General features: G+C 70.1%; 13 protein-coding genes and 3 pseudogenes. 10 read left to right on the top strand and 6 right to left on the bottom strand.

Annotated features, from left to right (window positions below; all coding sequences use genetic code 11):
• Positions 1-11: 11 nt before the first annotated feature.
• The 5 genes from IPN47_20535 to IPN47_20515 all read left to right on the top strand — a co-directional run bounded on the left by IPN47_20535 (position 12) and on the right by IPN47_20515 (position 5,251).
• Positions 12-599: an imidazoleglycerol-phosphate dehydratase gene (locus IPN47_20535; GenBank protein ID MBK9410384.1), complete on the top strand. Its 588-nt coding sequence runs from the start codon at positions 12-14 to the stop codon at positions 597-599.
• Positions 599-1,384, top strand: coding sequence for an imidazole glycerol phosphate synthase subunit HisF (gene hisF, locus IPN47_20530; protein ID MBK9410383.1), 786 nt, complete (start codon positions 599-601; stop codon positions 1,382-1,384). Before IPN47_20535 ends, hisF begins: the two co-directional genes overlap by 1 nt.
• Positions 1,381-2,157, top strand: coding sequence for a histidinol-phosphatase (gene hisN, locus IPN47_20525; protein ID MBK9410382.1), 777 nt, complete (start codon positions 1,381-1,383; stop codon positions 2,155-2,157). The genes hisF and hisN overlap by 4 nt, the downstream gene beginning before the upstream one ends.
• A 14-nt stretch (positions 2,158-2,171) precedes the next feature.
• Complete coding sequence (gene hisE / locus IPN47_20520) at positions 2,172-2,897, top strand: phosphoribosyl-ATP diphosphatase (protein ID MBK9410381.1); 726 nt, start codon at positions 2,172-2,174, stop codon at positions 2,895-2,897.
• 167 nt (positions 2,898-3,064) lie between these two features.
• Positions 3,065-5,251 (top strand): GAF domain-containing protein, encoded by a 2,187-nt coding sequence (locus tag IPN47_20515; GenBank protein ID MBK9410380.1) that lies wholly within the window; start codon positions 3,065-3,067, stop codon positions 5,249-5,251.
• Here the strand turns inward: IPN47_20515 and IPN47_20510 are convergent.
• Together IPN47_20510 and sseA are read right to left on the bottom strand one after the other, a co-directional pair.
• Positions 5,181-5,843 carry a biliverdin-producing heme oxygenase gene (locus IPN47_20510; protein ID MBK9410379.1) on the bottom strand — a complete coding sequence of 221 codons (663 nt, stop codon included), beginning with the start codon at positions 5,841-5,843 and terminating at the stop codon, positions 5,181-5,183. The two genes, IPN47_20515 and IPN47_20510, sit on opposite strands and share 71 nt — an antisense overlap.
• An 86-nt stretch (positions 5,844-5,929) precedes the next feature.
• The gene (gene sseA, locus IPN47_20505; GenBank protein ID MBK9410378.1) at positions 5,930-6,796 is read right to left on the bottom strand and encodes a 3-mercaptopyruvate sulfurtransferase; all 867 of its coding nucleotides are present in this window, start codon (positions 6,794-6,796) and stop codon (positions 5,930-5,932) included.
• A 310-nt stretch (positions 6,797-7,106) separates the two neighbouring features.
• Here sseA and IPN47_20500 point away from each other — a divergent pair, with 310 nt between their 5' ends.
• Positions 7,107-7,679, top strand: coding sequence for a hypothetical protein (locus tag IPN47_20500; protein MBK9410377.1), 573 nt, complete (start codon positions 7,107-7,109; stop codon positions 7,677-7,679).
• 168 nt (positions 7,680-7,847) lie between these two features.
• Here the strand turns inward: IPN47_20500 and IPN47_20495 are convergent, their stop codons facing one another.
• Entirely contained in the window at positions 7,848-9,308 is a 1,461-nt protein-coding gene (locus IPN47_20495) for a glycosyl hydrolase (GenBank protein ID MBK9410376.1), read from the bottom strand.
• 2 nt (positions 9,309-9,310) lie between these two features.
• Complete coding sequence (locus IPN47_20490; GenBank protein ID MBK9410375.1) at positions 9,311-10,117, bottom strand: Cof-type HAD-IIB family hydrolase; 807 nt, start codon at positions 10,115-10,117, stop codon at positions 9,311-9,313.
• Between the two features lie 50 nt (positions 10,118-10,167).
• On the opposite strand from IPN47_20490, the gene IPN47_20485 reads away from it, so the two are divergent.
• On the top strand, positions 10,168-11,049 hold the full coding sequence (locus IPN47_20485; protein MBK9410374.1) for a phosphatase PAP2 family protein: 882 nt from the start codon (positions 10,168-10,170) through the stop codon (positions 11,047-11,049).
• A gap of 161 nt (positions 11,050-11,210) precedes the next feature.
• Here IPN47_20485 and IPN47_20480 read toward each other — a convergent pair whose 3' ends face one another.
• Together IPN47_20480 and IPN47_20475 are read right to left on the bottom strand one after the other, a co-directional pair.
• Complete coding sequence (locus tag IPN47_20480; GenBank protein ID MBK9410373.1) at positions 11,211-12,146, bottom strand: TonB-dependent receptor; 936 nt, start codon at positions 12,144-12,146, stop codon at positions 11,211-11,213.
• Between the two features lie 159 nt (positions 12,147-12,305).
• Entirely contained in the window at positions 12,306-13,415 is a 1,110-nt protein-coding gene (locus tag IPN47_20475; protein MBK9410372.1) for a carboxypeptidase regulatory-like domain-containing protein, read from the bottom strand.
• A 263-nt stretch (positions 13,416-13,678) separates the two neighbouring features.
• Between IPN47_20475 and IPN47_20470 the strand changes: the two are divergent.
• The 3 pseudogenes from IPN47_20470 to IPN47_20460 all read left to right on the top strand — a co-directional run bounded on the left by IPN47_20470 (position 13,679) and on the right by IPN47_20460 (position 16,268).
• A pseudogene (locus IPN47_20470) lies at positions 13,679-14,584 on the top strand (SDR family oxidoreductase).
• 96 nt (positions 14,585-14,680) lie between these two features.
• Positions 14,681-15,276 (top strand): annotated as a pseudogene (locus IPN47_20465) (DUF2239 family protein).
• A 12-nt stretch (positions 15,277-15,288) separates the two neighbouring features.
• A pseudogene (locus tag IPN47_20460) lies at positions 15,289-16,268 on the top strand (MATE family efflux transporter).

Below are 16,268 nucleotides of genomic sequence, written 5' to 3'. Positions count from 1 at the left end.
ACGAGGACCGCATGGGCACCATCGAGCGCGAGACGCGCGAAACGAGCATCCGGGTGACGCTGACCTTGGGGGGCGGCGACGTGGCGGTCGACACGTCCATCCCCTTCCTCGACCACATGCTGCTGACGTGGGCGCGCTACGCGGGGCTGGGACTCACCGTGCAGGCCCGCGGGGACCTGCGCCACCACGTCATCGAGGACGTGGCGATCGCGTTAGGCGCGGCGTTTAAGGACGCCGTGCCGGCCACGGCGGCCCGCTATGGGCACCGCACAATCCCCATGGACGAGGCGCTGGTCGAATGCGCCATCGACATCGGCGGGCGCTTCTACTACGAGGGGCCGGTCCCGAGTTCGCTGTACGACCACTTCATGCGCTCCTTTGCCGAGCACGCGGGGAGCACGTTGCACCTGCGGGTGCTGCGGGGCACGGACCGCCACCACATCATCGAGGGGGCGTTCAAGGCGCTGGGGCTCGCCATGCGCGACGCGCTGGTGGACAGTGGGGCGGTCTTCTCCACCAAGGGGAGCGTGTCGCTGCGCCGGACGGACGGCGACGCGCCCGAATCGCCCCGACGCGGCGCCGGTCGGGGTTCGCACTGATGCTGACTCGGCGTCTCATCGTCTGCCTCGACGTGAAGGGCGGGCGTGTGGTGAAGGGGGTGAACTTCGAATCGCTGCGCGACGTGGGCGACCCAGTGGTTCTCGCCGAGCGCTACGAACAGGAAGGGGCCGACGAGATCGTCTATCTCGACATCTCGGCGAGCGCCGAGGAGCGCTCGACGCTGCTCGACCTGGCGCGTCGCACGGCGGAGCGCCTGTTCATCCCGCTGACCATCGGCGGGGGCATTCGGTCGGCCGACGACGTGGCGCGGGCGCTGCGCGCCGGGGCGGACAAGGTGAGCCTCAACAGCGCGGCGGTGGAGCGTCCGGAGGTGCTGGCCGAGGCCTCGCATCGGTTCGGGGCCCAATGCGTGGTGGCCAGCATCGACGCGGCGATGATCGACGGGGCGTATCGTGTCTTCGTGAAGGGCGGGAAGGTCCCCACGCAGCTGGAGGCGATCGGCTGGGCGCAGGAGTGCGAGCGCCGCGGGGCCGGCGAGATCCTGCTCACCAGCATCGATCGCGACGGGGTACGGAGCGGTTACGACCTGGCGTTGACGCGAGCGATCAGCGACGCGGTCTCGGTCCCGGTGATTGCATCTGGCGGCGCGGGGAACGCGACCCACGTGTGCGCGGCATTGACTGCCGGCGGGGCGGACGCGGCGCTGGTCGCGGGGATTCTCCATGATGGTGTGACCACGGTGGCCGCGCTCAAGGGGGCGATGGGTGCGGCGGGAATCCCGGTGCGGTCCACGATGGCCTCCGCGAGGGCCGGTTCAGCATGACGACTCCAACGGTGCTGCTCGAGGCGGTGACCGACGTGGCCCGGATTGCCGGTGCGGTGGCGCTGCGGTACTTCAAGTCGTCGCTGGCCGTCGACACGAAGGGCGATGGCAGCCCGGTCACGATCGCCGATCGGAGCGCGGAAGAGGCGGCGCGCGAGTGGATCGCGGCGCGCTTTCCGGGAGACGCGGTGCTGGGCGAAGAGTTCGGCTTCAGCGGCGACACGCGCAAGCGGCGCTGGTTCATCGACCCGATCGACGGGACCAAGACGTTCGTGCGCGGCGTGCCGCTGTGGGGGACGATGATCGCCGTGGCGCAGGACGACCTCGTCATCGCCGGCGCGATCTACTGCCCCGCGGTGGAGGAGATGGTGGCCGCGGCGGTCGGGTGCGGATGCTGGTACAACGGGGCGCGATGCGCGGTGTCGCAGGTCTCGACGCTCGATGAGGCGACGATCCTCGTGACGGATGCACGCTTCCCCTACAACCCGCACCGGGCGGAGCGGTGGAAGGCGTTAGGCGCACAGGTCGCGGTCGCCCGCACGTGGGGGGACTGTTACGGCTACGTGCAGGTCGCCACTGGGCGGGCCGAGTTGATGGTGGACGACCGGCTGAGCCCGTGGGATGCGGCGTCGCTGATCCCGATCATTCGCGAGGCGGGCGGGGTGTACACCGATTGGCGTGGCGGGCACGAGGTGGATGGCGGCGATGGGGTGGCGAGCAATGCAGTGCTGTCGCGACCACTACGCGACGCGTTAGGCGTACCGGAGCCATAGGACGGATCAGGACGATGCTGGATCTCGAGACACTCGACTTCGCGAAAGGGGGCGGCTACGTCACGGTGGTCTGCCAGGACGCCGCATCGCAGGCCGTGCTGATGGTGGCGCGCGCGGACCGCGACGCGCTGGAGCGCACGCTGGCGACCGGGGAGATGCACTACCACTCGCGGTCGCGGGGGCTCTGGCACAAGGGCGCCACGAGCGGGAACGTGCAGCGGGTCGTCTCGCTGCACGCGGACTGCGACGCCGACGCCGTGCTGGCGTTGGTGGTACCGGCCGGGCCGGCGTGCCATACGGGGGCGGTGAGTTGTTTTGGGGCGTTGGAGCGGATGGGAGTGGGGGGAGACGAGACGGCGCGTGGGGGGCCCCCCCCGAAAACAGAATCTGGGGCTTTCGACGCATCCGCCCCTCATCATTCCGTTGCCACCCCCATCGATTCCACCGCGCACGGCGTCTTCTCCCGACTCGCCGCCACCATCGCCTCCCGTCAGGCCGCACTCCCGCTCCCCGAGGGGACCAAACCCAGCTACACGCAGCGACTGCTCGCCGACCGTAACCTGCGTCTCAAGAAGCTGGGCGAGGAAGCGGTCGAGCTCGCGGTGGCGTGCACCGACGAGGACCGCGCGCGCGCCGCCGAAGAGGGGGGCGACGTCATCTATCACACACTCGTCGCGCTCGCGGCCATCGGCGTGGGCGTCGACGACGTCGCGCGCGTGCTCGAGGGGCGTGCGCGATGACGTCCTGATGATGGCGACCGCGACGTGCCGGGTGCGCAACACCGGTGCGCCTACCCTAGCCCGCCCATGGTACCCGTGTAGTTTTTCCTCGCCGTTCGCCCCTCTCGGCCGTCCGCCCCACTTGGTCCCACCCCGGTGACAGCCCCCCTCGTGAGCGAGGCGCCCGCATGAGCGATTCACTCAGTCACCCCGCCTTCGGGACCGCCGACCTCACGAACTGCGAGCGGGAGCTCATCCATCTCGCGGGGTCGATCCAGCCGCACGGCGTGCTTCTCGTGCTGGCCGAGGGCTCGCTCGTCATCGAGCAGGCCAGCGCCAACGCCCCCACCCTGCTCGGGGGGACGATGTCGGCGCTGCTGGGGACGCCGCTCGAGCTCGTGAGTGCCGCGCTTGCGTACGCGGTGCGCGACGGGCTCTCGTCCGATCTCGTCGAGCGCCCCCTGCCGCTGCGCTCGCGGATCGACGCGCCGTCAGGGGCAATCGAGTTGGAGGGGATGCTGCACCGCGTGCCGGCCCACGGGCTCGTGCTCGAACTGGAACGTGTCGAGTTTCCGCCCGGCGACCGTGACGCCGGCGCCCTTCCCCGCCAGCTGCAGGGCATCATCGCGCGCATCGCGTCCGCCGGTTCGGTCGAAGGGCTCTGCCAGGTGCTGGCGCGCGAGCTGCGCCCGCTCATCGGCTACGATCGGGTGATGGTCTATCGCTTCGACCCGGACGGGCACGGTGAGGTGGTCGCCGAAGCACGCGAAGAATCCCTGGAGCCGTACCTCGGGTTGCACTACCCGTCCTCCGACATCCCGCAGCGGGCGCGCGAGCTGTACCTGCGCAACCGCGTCCGCGTGCTGGCCGACACCGGGTACGTCCCCGTGCCGGTGCTCCCGCGCCTGTCTCCCACGACGGGCGCCGACCTGGACATGTCGATGGCGTACCTCCGGTCGCTCTCGCCGATCCATATCGAGTACCTGCGCAACATGGGGGTGACCGGGACGCTGGTCGCCTCGCTGGTGAAGGACGGGCAGCTGTGGGGGCTCATCTCGTGCCATCACTACTCGCCGCGCCGGCTCCCCTACGAGATGCGCGCGGCGTGCGAACTGCTCTCCGACGTCTTCTCGACCCGCCTGGCCGCACTCGACGCCAGCGCGGTGGCGCACTCGATCCTCATGGTGCCGCGCGTCGAAAAGCAGATGGTCGACACGGCCTCCGCCTCGGGCGACTGGCACGAGGCGCTGTACGGCGTGCTGCGCTCGCTCCTGAGCACGCTCAACGCATCGGGGGGCGCTCTGCTCTACGAGGGACAGGTGATGACGACCGGCGCGGTCCCGGGCACGGAGGACTTGAGCCGCATCGCCGCCTGGATCGCCGAGCATTCGTCGGGCCCCCTGTTCCAGTCCGCCGCGCTCACCAAGCGGGAGCCAGCATTCGCCCGTTTGTCTGGCGTGGCCAGCGGCGTGCTTGCCCTGCGCATCACTCCCACGCGCCTGGACTACCTGCTCTGGTTCCGTCGCGAGCAGGTGCAAACTGTGCGGTGGGCGGGCAATCCCAACAAGGCGGTCCTCGGCGACGACCCGAACCATCTGTCGCCTCGGCGGTCGTTTGCGGTGTGGACCGAACAGGTGCGCAACACCGCACGCCCGTGGACCGAGCAGGAGCTGGCGATCGCGCAGCTGCTGCAGGTGTCGATCTTCGACACGATCCAGCAGGTGCAAGCGATTCGGGTCCTCATCGTGGCGCGGCAGCTCGCCTCGGTGAGCCGGATGGTCGAGCGCTCGGGGGAACCGATGGTGATCCTCGACGAGCGCGACCACATCCTCCTCCTCAACCAGCCGCTGCGCCGACTGCTCGGCATGGAGGCGCATTCGCCCGAGACGTTCGAGTCGTTGGCGGCGCACTTCGTGAATCCCGGCGACCTCGTCGACGCGGTGCGGCGGTTGCGCCGTGAGCTGCAACCGTGGGTGGGCGAGCTCTCGGTCCGGGGCGAGCAGGGGGCGATCGCCCTCGCGGTGCGTGCCGACGCAGTCCCCAGCCCGGAGGGTGGCATCCTCGGCACGATGCTCATCTTCACCGACCTGAGTGCGCGCCGCGCCGCCGAGGCCGCGCGGGAGCGCCTGAGCGAGGCCCTGCAGTCCGGACCGTCCGGCGGGACGCTGGCCAGCCTCTCGGGGGTCGCGGAGCTCGACGAGATGATGGCCGCGGTGCTGGCCAATGCCCGGACCGCCGTGATGAGCCTGAGCGGTCCGGTGGCGGAGGCGATTCAGCCGGTCACGCTGCGCAGTATCGAGTCGCTTACGCGCCGGGCGGCAGAGGTGGCGCGTCAGATGGTGCTGTTCGCGTCGCAACCCCCTCGAACACCCTGACGTTCAGGCGGAAGGCCTCCTGCGCTTCGCGCACCACCCCGTCGGCCTCGGTGGTGGAGACCGGCCAGGCGTCGAGTGCCGCCCGAAATCGATCCTTGTACTGCTCGGCGTCGGCGATCTCCGGGAAGCGATAGAACGCGGTCCCGTCGCCGTTGGGGAGTGCAAGCGCGCGCGCGACGACCTGCCCCAACGCCTTGCCGCCGGACAGGTCGCCCAGATACCGGACGTACGCATGCGCCACCAGCTGCAATGGCGTCGCGCAAAGGATGCGATCGGCGTACTCACGCGCCGCATTGCCGGCCGCGACTTCGTCTTCCCACCCGACACCATGCAGCAACGACAGGTCGGCGGCGAGCGACGCGACGCGGTGCAGTCGCCGGTCGTAGAACGGGCGGACATCGGGAAACGACGCCGTGGCGTCGAGGCGCGATTCGAGGGCGGTGTACACCTCGTGCAGCGCGCGCAGCAGCAGCACGTAGTCCCCGCGGTCCAGGCGCCCGCGCAGGAGCCCGAGCATGATCCCCGAGCGCTCGGCCTGGCGATGCAGCGTCGCCGTTTCGTGGCGGAGGCGTTGGGACAGGGGGGTGGGCATGGTGACGTCGCGGGGTCGGTGGCGGGAGACGGGGGCGGGGCGTGACGCGCTGGGAGTGCGCGACGCGCTGAAGGGGCGCAGCGCGCCTAACGGGCGGGGCCGGTTTCGACCGGAGTGTCGCTGCGTCCCCCCCATTCGGTCCAGCTTCCGTCGTACACGGCCGTGTGTGTGGCGCCCAGGACATCGAGCGCGAGGATGACCGCGCACGCCGTCACCCCGGAGCCGCAGCTGCAAACGACGGGGCGCGTGAGGTCGACCCCCGCCTCGTGCACGATGGCGCGTAGCTCAGCGTCGGGGCGCAGGGTCCCGTCCTCGCGTACCAGCCGAGCGTAGGGGATGTTGCGGCTGCCGGGGATGTGCCCACCGCGCACGCCGGCGCGCGGCTCAGGTTCCGTCCCCTCGAAGCGACCGGCTGACCGGGCATCAACGACCTGCTCGCCCCCCGTGCCGATGTTCGCGAACACCGCCGCCGCGTCGCGCAGGCGGGCCGCGTCGAGCCGCGCCGTGAACGGCGCGGGGGCGAGCGGGGTCACATCGGCGGTGACCGAGTGCCCGTCCAACATCCAGCGTCGCAAGCCGCCATCGAGCACGGCGACACGCGCGTGCCCGAAGGCCCGCAGCATGAACCACAGGCGAGGCGCGCTGAAGTTCTGCCCCGAGCCGTCGTAGACGACCACGGCGTCGTCGCTCGAGATCCCGAGCGATCCGATGCGCTCGGCAAACTGCGCGGCACGCGGAATGGTGTGCGGGAGCGCCGAGGTCTCGTCGCTCAGCCAGTCGATGTCGGCGAAGACGGCGCCGGGGATGTGCTGCGCGTCGTACTCGGCGCGCGCGTTTCGCCCCGCGGAGGCGAGATAGGTGCTGGCGTCGACGACCTTGAGCCCAGGAGTGGCGAGGTGTTCGGCCAGCCAGGCGGTGGAGACCAGCGGAGTCGGAAGCGACCGTGACAGCATGCGAGGAAGATGGGCGGGAACATGACAATCGCCAGTCTGCCGACCCATCTCTGCCGCGCTGCCGTGGGCCGATGAACCCTCGCCGCGTGTCGAGCGCGCTCGAACGCGCTCGCCCCCCGTCGCCCGCGCGCGCCGCAGCGGCCCGGTGCCGCAGCGCCGAGGGGACGTGTTTCGGAGCGAGGCGATGGCGTGGCGCCGTCCGCACACGGTCGCCCTCCCACGTTGTGGCGATGGGTCGAATGACTCAGGAACGGGTGGTTGTCGGCGTGTAGGCTTGCATGCACTCGACACCACTTCCTGGAGCCTCGTCATGCTAAACGCTGCCTTCCTGCGCGCCGCGCCCTCGCTGGCCGCCATCCTCGCCCTTTCGCTCTCGACCGCCTGCTCGTCCTCCGTCCCCGCCAACGCCGAGGCGGCGACCGTGTCGGCGGCCGCGAGTCACGACGGGGCCGGCCGCGCGCCAGCCGCACGGGTCGCGCGCGGCAAGTACCTCGTGGCCATCGGAGGATGCCACGATTGTCACTCGCCGGGCTATCTCGAGCCGGGGGCCAAACTCGCGGATTCGTCGCTGCTGGTGGGCGGCGCGATGGGATTCAACGGGCCGTGGGGGACGAGCTATCCCGCCAACCTGCGCCTGAAGCTGCGCGAACTCCCCGAGAAGGAGTGGATCAAGATGGTGCGCACGCGGAATTCGCTCCCACCCATGCCCTGGCCGAGCTTGCACCACATGACCGACGAAGACCTCTCGGCGCTCTACGCGTATGTGACCGGACTCGGCCCCGCGGGGACGCAGGCCCCCGCGGCGCTGCCGCCCGGAGAGCGCCCCCGGACGCCGTACATCGTCTTCGCCCCGGTCTTTCCGAAGCAGGGCGCGGGACACTAGGCGGGGTGCGTCCGCCTCGAGGCGGGTGCATTCGCAGCTGCGCGCCGCCGTCCACCGTTCGGGCGACGGCGCGTTGCGTTCCGATTCGTGGCGACGCATCTGCGACCACGCATCTGCGACCGCGCATCTGCGACCACGCATCTGCCACCGCGAACGATCTCCGGCGCATCAGCGCCAGCGATACGTCGCCACGGCACCGGCCGGCAGCGTGACGGGGAACCGCCCCCCCGTTGCCTGGATCGCGAGCGTGCGCGCCACATCCGCCGAGTTGGCGGCGATGAGCACCTTCGTGCCGTCACGATTGCGGAAGGCGACCGTCTCGATGTCGTTCACGCCGCTGGACGAGGCGATGCGCACGGCGCCCGGGCGCACGAAGCGCGAGGCGTGTGCAAGCGCGTAGTACTCCTCGTTGCGCGTGACCGCGCCGGTGGCCGAGTCGATCGTGACGACGCCGCGGCAGTCGTTGCAGCCGCCGGCGTGCGGGCCGTGGCGCTCGTCGAGCGCCAGGTTCCAGAGCATCACCCCGCGCGCCCAGTGCCGCGTGGCGCCGACGATCAGCGTGCGCACGTTCCACTTCAGGTTGTCGCCGAAGTTGGGCGCCCACGCCCCTCCCGAACACTCGGTGAACCAGGTGTCCTTGTCGGGATGCGCGTCGTGCACCCGCGACTGCGCCGCGACGTCTCCCGCGTAGCAGTGCCACGCCACGCCGCTGACATAGCGGCGCGCCAGCGAGTCGGCGAGCACCCCCAGCGGCGACTCGGGGGCATCCCAGTTGTGGTCCCAGTCGACGACCTGGGTGGCGAGCTGACGGAGGGCAAAGAGCGGCCCCAGGTGGTGCGCCACGAAATCGGCACGCTGGTCCGCGGTGAGGCGCATCCCGGGATAGTCGGCCGGCTCGTTATGCGGCTCGTTCTGCACGCTAAGCAGCGCGATCGGCACCCCCTCGGCGGCGAACGCGTCGACGAGGCGTCGCAGGTACTCGGCGTACGCCGCATAGGCGTCGGGGCGGAGCGTCCCCTTGTACAGCGACCCCGAGCTCTTCATCCACGCCGGCGCACTCCACGGCGTCGCCATCACCCAGAGATCCGGGTTGATGGCGCGCACGCGCCGCATGAGGGGGATCACATCGGCGCGGTTCGGGGCGATGTCGAAGTGACGGAGCGCATCGTCACGCTCGCCAGGCGCAACGTCATCGAACGTGTAGTGCGCTCGCGAGAAGTCCGAGCCGCCGACCGTCAGGCGCACCATGCCGAGGGCGATCCCGCTGTCGGGAGAGAAGAGCTCCTGCAGGAGCGCCTCGCGCTGCGCTGGCGACAGGCGCGTCTGGAGGAGCCAGGCGGAGGCATCGGTGAGGGCGGCACCGAATCCGACCATCGACTGGAAGGTCTGCGCCGTGTCGACCTCGATGCGCGTGGCCCCGGTTCCGAGGGTGTCGGGCGGCTCCACCGCGGACGTGATGTCGGGTTGGCGCGCGAGGAGCTGCGCGCGGTCGGGGGTCGTCAGCCACGACTCCACCAGGGCAGGCGCCGTCGTGTGACGGCCGGCGGCGCTGCAGCCGAAGGCCGCCAGCAGCACCGCGGCCACGATGGCGCGACGTCCGCTGGCGGCGAGCGCCGCCGTACGCGACACGCTCACCCGTCCTCCCGCAGCCGCACCGCCAGGTCGAGGGCGGCGGCCAGTCCACCGTCGTCGACATGCCCCACCACGTGGCGGGCGATGGCGAGCGCCTCCGGTTCGGCGTTGCCCATCGCCACCGGGTGTCCCACCAGCTGCAACGCTGGGATGTCGTTCCACGCATCGCCCACGAACATGATGTCCTCGAGCGGCACGCCATACTCCTCGGCCAGCGCCTGCACCCCCGTCCCCTTGCTCACCCCGATCGGGAGCAGGGCGACAAAGAGCGTGTCGGGCATGAGCGGCGACGTCGAGGGCCACATCTCGATCCCGGGGTAGGTCTCGGCCAGCAGCTCATCGTGCAGCGCACGCGGGACCATCCACTGCGCGCGCACGACCGCCTGGTCGAAGGCCTCGAGCGGGCGCGGGGTCAACTCAACTCCCAGCAGGTCGGCGTGTTGTCGCGTGCTCTCGGAGTCCTCTTCAACGGCGTAGTCCAGATCGCTGTAGAGTTCGAGCGTGCGCCCGGTGGCGCGGGCTCGCGCGATCAGCGCCTGCACCTGCGTGGGATCGAGCCGAACCGAGTGCGTGCGCCCGTCGGGGAAGCGCACCACGCTCGCCCCGTTCTGGAAGATGTGCCAGCCATCGGGAGCCAACCGCTCCGCGTAGTCGCGGGTGATGCCGAATGCGGGGCGGCCGGAGCAGAGCGCCAGGCGAATGCCGGCGGCGCGCGCGCGGTCGACCGCGGGCCAGATATCGGGGTGCACGACGCCGTTGGCGCCAACGAGGGTGCCGTCGACGTCGGCGCAGAGAAGTCGGATCATGGGGAGGGAAGCTAATGGCGCGAGGGATCGACGCGTGGCATCGTGCAGGGGTGACCGTTCATGGCTCCCTTCGATCCCTCCGCGCCGCACCGGTGTCGGGCGTAGCGCTCGCCGCCGCGCTGGCGCTCTCGCTCCCCGCCCCGCTCGTCGCACAGGCCAGTGGCGATTCCACGCGCCGGATTGCATCTGACGGCGTGCTTTTCCGTCGCCGCGACGCCGCGATGCTCGGCGCCTTTGCCCTCGGTGCCACGGTGGCGTACCACAACGACCGAGGGGTCGCCCGTGCTGCCCAGCGGCGCGAGGTGCAGGACAACCGGACCCTGCGCAATACCGCCGAGGTCTTTCGGTACACCGGGCAACCCGGTGTCCTGCTCGGTGGCCTTTCGGCCTTTGCCATCGGGCGTGTCGCGCATCGCCCGGTGCTGGCCACCGCAGGGCTCCGCGTCACCGAGGCGATCGTCGTCACGGGGGCGCTCACGACCTTGGGGAAGTATGTCGCAGGTCGTGCGCGTCCGTTTGTCTCCGAGGGGCGCGACCCCTCCGACTTCCAGTGGTGGCACGGCCACCGCGAGGGATACACCGCGATGCCGTCCGGCCATACGTCGGCCGCCTTTGCCGCGGCGAGCGCGCTTTCCGCCGAGTGGCGGGCCACGGCGCCCGGAAGCGCGCGCGTGGCCGTGCCGCTGTTGTACACCGGGGCCACCCTCGTGGGGCTCTCGCGCATCTACCACGACAAGCACTGGGCGAGCGACGTCGTGGCCGGTGCCGCGTTAGGCACGCTGACGGGCGGCGTGGTGGCACGGTGGGGGCGGGCGCACCCCCGCAACCGCCTGGAGCGCTGGCTGCTTCCCGTGCGCGTGGCTCCCGGGGCAGAGGGGGGCGTGCAGTTCGGCCTGTCGTTAAACCCGTCCCGAGGCGCGCCGCCCAGTTAGCGTGCCGCTCGCGCCCTGGAGCCTCCCGCCTGCCGATGCGGCTGCGCGTCCGCTGGCATCCTCCCACCGCATCGGGGCCGGTGGATGACGACGCCTTCCACCGGGGAGCGAGGTTTGGCATGCGCCGGGCAGCGCGCGTTAGGCACGGCCCTCGACGGCGACTAGAACTCCCAATTCACCCCGATCGTCGGCAGCACCTTGAGTCCCACCGAGCGGTCCACGCGCTGCTCGCGCGGGTCCCACTGGAGCCCGGTCACGTTCTCGCGCGCGTTCACGTTCTGGATGTCCATGAAGGTCACGAGCTGCGTGCGCCCCACGCGCCAGCGTCGGTCGACACGCGCATCCACCGAGAAGAACGAGGGGAGGCGCTCCGCATTGTAGCGCGTGAAGTCGAGCGTCCCGGCATCCCCGCCGCGCTCGATGTACGGCGTGACCGGAAGGCCGGTCGCGGCGCGCATGCGTCCGCTCAGCTCCCATCGCGCATTGGGACGCCATCCGGCGACGACGTTGGCAACGATCGGCGTGTCGAAGGCACCACGCGTTGACGACCCGTCGAGCCCCGTGAACGACGTGTGGTTGTAGCTCACGCTCGCCACGCCATACACCGGCACCTGGCCGAGCTTCTTCTGCACGAGCGCCTCGCCCCCCCACACGCGCCCCGTACCGCGAGACGAGACCGGTTCGAGACCAAAGGGGATGTCGGTGAAGACGTCGTCGAATCCCGACGGCTGCAGGACGGCGTTTGGGCGAAAGGTGCGGGCCGCGTACTGGGTGTAGCGCTTCACGAACCCCTCGAGCTGCCAGCGCCATTCGCGCCCCACCACGCGCTGCAGCCCCACCACCGCCTGGTCAGCGCGCAGCGGGGCAAGCGTCGAACCGTTGGACGGATCGCCGATGAGCCAGATGAACGGCGGCGGCTGGTGATAGCGGCCGAGCGACAGCGTCACGGAGGTGGCGGCATCAACGGCCCACGTCGCGCTCGCCCTCGGCGACAGCACGAACGACTCCGACAGGAAGTCGTAGTAGTCCCCGCGAAGCCCACCCGACAGCCGCCAACGCCTGCGTCGCCTGCCACGTCCCCTGCACGTACGTCGCATTGCGGAAGGCACGGAATGTCGTGTCCACTCGTAACGGGCGCGTGTTCCCACCCGCATCGCGCCGCAGGACGCCCGGGATCGTCACGTCGTAGCGCAGCACGCTGGCCAGCTTTGCGATGTTCCCCGCATCGAAGCCGAGCGAGGGCGACACTTGCCAGGTCACGTCGCTGCGCAACGAATTCTCCCTTCGCCCGTGTTGGCCTCGAAGATCTTCTGCGGCGGCGCAAGCGAGTCGAATTGCGCCGTGCGATAGCGCGTGTAGGTACGTCCCAGCGTGGTCGTCGCCACGCCACGTCCAAACAGGCGCTTCCACGTGAGGCCGGAGAAATACTGCCGCTGCGAGGGGGACAGGATGCGCGAGTTGTCCACGCGCTGATCGGCGTCGTCGTTGGTGAACGACACCTGGTCGACGGCCCCGATGGTCAGGAACGAGATGGCGTCACGTGTGGTCGGCCGCCACGTCGCCTTGAAGACCGCGTCGGTATAGCGGGGGATGAACGACTGTCCGAACGCCTTGAAGAGCAGGTCGAGATAGCTCTGCCGCACGTTGAACAGGAACGACGCCTTGCTGCCGAGTGGCCCCTCGACGATGGCGCCATACTGCGACGCGGCGAGGTTCACCTCGCCCGATACGCGCTCACGGTTCCCCTCGCGCAGCGTGAGCACCGTCGCCGACGAAAGGCGGTCGCCGTAGCGCACGCCAAAGCCCCCTGCCGAGAGCGTCGCGTTGTCGATGAACCGGATGTTGATGAGGGAGAGCGGCCCCCCGGTGTTCCCCTGGGTCCCGAAATGGTTGATGTTCGGGACCTCGATGTTGTCCACGACGAAGAGATTCTCGTACGCAGCGCCGCCACGCACGAACAGGTCGTTGCGCCCGGCGGTGGTGGTGGCGATCCCCGGGGCGATCGACAGCGCTTGCAGCACGTCCTCCGACGCCCCGGGCGTGCGGCGCAGCTCCTCGGACGAGAGCGTCGTGCTCGAGACCGGGGTTGCGGCTGGCGGCTGCGACGGAAAGGCGCTGGGGCGCACCGTGACCGCCTCCAGCTGCACCTGCAGGCGCGTGAGCGCGAGGCTCACCACCACCGGCTTCCCCGCACTGACGGCGACATCGGCCTTGATGAGCGGCGCGTAGCCCAGGCGCCGCGCCTCGAGCTGCACGACGCCAGGACGCACGTTCACGAGCGTGAAGCGCCCGGCGTCATCCGACTGCGTGGCCGCCTCCTGCCCGATGACACGAATCGTCACCCCGGCGAGCGGCGCTTCAGTCACCGCATCGAACGCGCGGCCCGAGATGACCCCGGCTCGGCGGGACGGCTGGCGGGCGTGGGTTCCTGGCCGTGAGCGGGGCGCACGGGAACCAGGGGACGCTGAACAAAGCGCCGCGACGAACGCGGCGCGAGTCTGGAATGGCACGGCGAGGTACGGACGGCGAGAGGATGGGTCGGCGTGCCACGCATCGCACGCGCTCCCCTTGAACGTCGTCCACCGGCACCGCTGTTCCGCCTGACGCGTGGTCGCGTTCGTGGCGCGGCATGTTCGCACACATCACCGCGACGTCCCCGTGCGGTCCAAGCGGGATCGTGGTAGCCGTGCCGGCAACCGAAGCGTGCGCTCACGCGTTCGCCCGCTCGTGTAGTGTGGCGGGTGCAACCGCGCGTCAACGCGGCGCCCTCGTCAGGCACGTGGGCATTCCCCTTCGCTGGCAGGTCTGGTTGTCTCGCACTGTACTCATTTACGGCGGCGCTGGCGGTATTGGCTCGTGCATCGCGCGACGCCTGCATGCGCGTGGGGATCGCCTGCACCTCGTGGGGCGTCGCCAAGAACCGCTCGAGGAGCTCGCCGCCGAGTTGGGCGCCACGTGGACCGTTGGCGATGTCACCGACCCCTCACTCGCCGCACGCGCGTCGGCAGAGGCCGGCGAGGTGTTGCCACGGACCTGGTCTACGCCATCGGGACCATCAACCTCCGGCCACTCGCGCGCCTCACGAACGATGACTTTCTCCACGACTTCCAGGTGAATGCGGTCGGCGCCGCACTCGCCGTGCAGGGCGCGCTCGCCGCGCTCAGGAAGGGAGATGGCCGCACGTCGATCGTCCTCTTCTCCAGCGTTGCCGCCTCGCAGGCCTTTGCCATGCACGCCTCCATTGGGATGGCCAGGCCGCCGTCAACGGACTGGCGCTCTCGCTCGCCGCCGAGCTGGCGCCCGACATCCGCGTGAACGCCATCGCCCCGTCGCTCACCGCGACGCCACTCGCGCAGCGACTCCTCGGCAGCGAGCAGGTGACGACGGCGTTGGCGAAGTCACCCCTTGGAGCGGCTAGGCACTCCCGACGATGTCGCCGCACTCGCTGACTTTCTGCCTAGATCAGGCCGACTGGATCACCGGCCAGATCTTTGGCGTGGACGGCGGACGGTCGACGCTTCGCGTTCGCAATTGAGTAGGAGGGCTGGGCGTCGCTCGCCGATAATAAAACCCGGATGATATTGACTTCGAGATTTATCCGGGTAATATCATCGCACCTCCTTGCCTGTGGATGCGATCGATGCTCTCTCGGCACTTCGAATCCGATCATCGCCTTTGCTGGCGACCAACTGATTGCGTACAGGGCGACTTCGCCGAATGCCGCCCTCGCCGTGCAGGCGCCCAGAACGCGGCGTGGGCGGCCCCGTCCTCGTCTTCGACGCCGTCACCAGCGAGCCGGTCGACGTCGACCCCGCGCGCCGTCGGCGCCGCGCCGGCGACCCTCGCCCCGGCGCCCGGAGACGACGACGAGTCGACCGAGTCGCCGCAGGGACCGGGCCGGCCCAAGCTGGGCGTGGTCGCGCGCGAGGTGACGATGCTGCCGCGCGACTGGGACTGGCTGGCCACCCAACCGGGAGGCGCCTCCGCGGCGCTCCGTCGACTGGTGGAGCAGGCGCGAAGCGCGAGCGTCTCGCGCGACCGCGTCCGTCGCGCGCAGGAGTCGGCGTATCGCTTCATGTCGGCCGTGCTCGGCAACCAGCCGCATTTCGAGGATGCCACGCGCGCGCTCTTTGCCGGCGACCGCGAACGCCTGCTGCGCTCTCCGACCCATGGCCTCGCGACCTGCGCGACCACGCGCGCCATCTCGCCGACGCCTCCTTTCTCTAGTCCTCGCCCTGCATGCGCGACCTCACGCAGGGATCCATCCCGGCGCACATCGTACGAATGGCGGCACCACTCGCCATCGGCATGGTCTTCCAGACGGCGTACTACTTCATCGACCTGTACTTCGTCGGGCGACTGGGCGACGCCGCGATCGCCGGTGTTGCAGCTGCCGGCAACCTCCAGTTCATCGTCATCGCCCTCACGCAGGTGCTGGGGGTCGGGACGATGGTCCTCATCTCGCACGCCGCCGGCCGGAAGGATCGCGCCGACGCGAACCTCGTCTTCAACCAGAGCGTGCTGCTCGCGGCACGCCGCCGCCCTCACGCTCGGCCGGGCTTTCCCTTGTCGGGCGCTTTACCTGCGCACGGTCAGTGCCGATGCGGAGACGGTGCGCAACGGCACCGCGCGTACCTGTTCGGCTTCCTGCCTGCCCTCGCCATGCAGTTCGCCCTGGTCTCCATGGGCTCGGCGCTGCGCGGAAGTGGGATCGCCAAGCCGATGATGGTCGTCCAGATGCTCACCGTCGTGCTCAACGCGGCGCTCGCCCCTGTCCTCATTGCCGGATGGGGACGGGGGCACCCGTTAGGCGTGGTGGGTGCCGGACTCGCGAGCACCATCTCGGTCGTGGTGGGGGTCGCCCTCCTCTTCACGTACTTTCGCCGGGTGGAGAAGTCGGTCGCGTTCAACCGGACGTTGCTGCGCCCGCCTCAGGTGCGGGGACGCCTGCTCCGCATCGGCGTTCCGGCTGGGGCCGAGTTCTTCCTGATGTTCCTGTCGATGGCCGTGAACTACTGGATCATCCGCGACTTCGGTGCGGCGTCGCAGGCCGGCTACGGCGTCGGATCGCGGGTCTTGGAGGCGGTGCTCCTGCCGGGCATGGCGGTCGCTTTCGCGGCCGCCCCATTGCCGGACAGAACTTCGCGGCAGGACACTCCGGAACGCGCACGTCGCACGTTCGTGGAATCGGTCAAGCTGAGCAGCGCGATCATGCTGCT

It is taken from the genome of Gemmatimonadota bacterium, assembly GCA_016719105.1.
Classification (GTDB): Bacteria; Gemmatimonadota; Gemmatimonadetes; order Gemmatimonadales; family Gemmatimonadaceae; genus SCN-70-22.
The sequence above is the reverse complement of the archived record's forward strand: the minus strand, read 5'-3'. Positions and strand labels throughout refer to the sequence as shown.

Coding starts and splice junctions, on each gene's coding strand:
- IPN47_20480 (MBK9410373.1), bottom strand. CDS start 12,146: ATGCGACGTACGTGCAGGGGACGTGGCAGGCGACGCAGGCGTTGGCGG.
- sseA (MBK9410378.1), bottom strand. CDS start 6,796: ATGCTGTCACGGTCGCTTCCGACTCCGCTGGTCTCCACCGCCTGGCTG.
- IPN47_20515 (MBK9410380.1), top strand. CDS start 3,065: ATGAGCGATTCACTCAGTCACCCCGCCTTCGGGACCGCCGACCTCACG.
- hisN (MBK9410382.1), top strand. CDS start 1,381: ATGACGACTCCAACGGTGCTGCTCGAGGCGGTGACCGACGTGGCCCGG.
- hisF (MBK9410383.1), top strand. CDS start 599: ATGCTGACTCGGCGTCTCATCGTCTGCCTCGACGTGAAGGGCGGGCGT.
- IPN47_20500 (MBK9410377.1), top strand. CDS start 7,107: ATGCTAAACGCTGCCTTCCTGCGCGCCGCGCCCTCGCTGGCCGCCATC.
- hisE (MBK9410381.1), top strand. CDS start 2,172: ATGCTGGATCTCGAGACACTCGACTTCGCGAAAGGGGGCGGCTACGTC.
- IPN47_20490 (MBK9410375.1), bottom strand. CDS start 10,117: ATGATCCGACTTCTCTGCGCCGACGTCGACGGCACCCTCGTTGGCGCC.
- IPN47_20510 (MBK9410379.1), bottom strand. CDS start 5,843: ATGCCCACCCCCCTGTCCCAACGCCTCCGCCACGAAACGGCGACGCTG.
- IPN47_20535 (MBK9410384.1), top strand. CDS start 12: ATGGGCACCATCGAGCGCGAGACGCGCGAAACGAGCATCCGGGTGACG.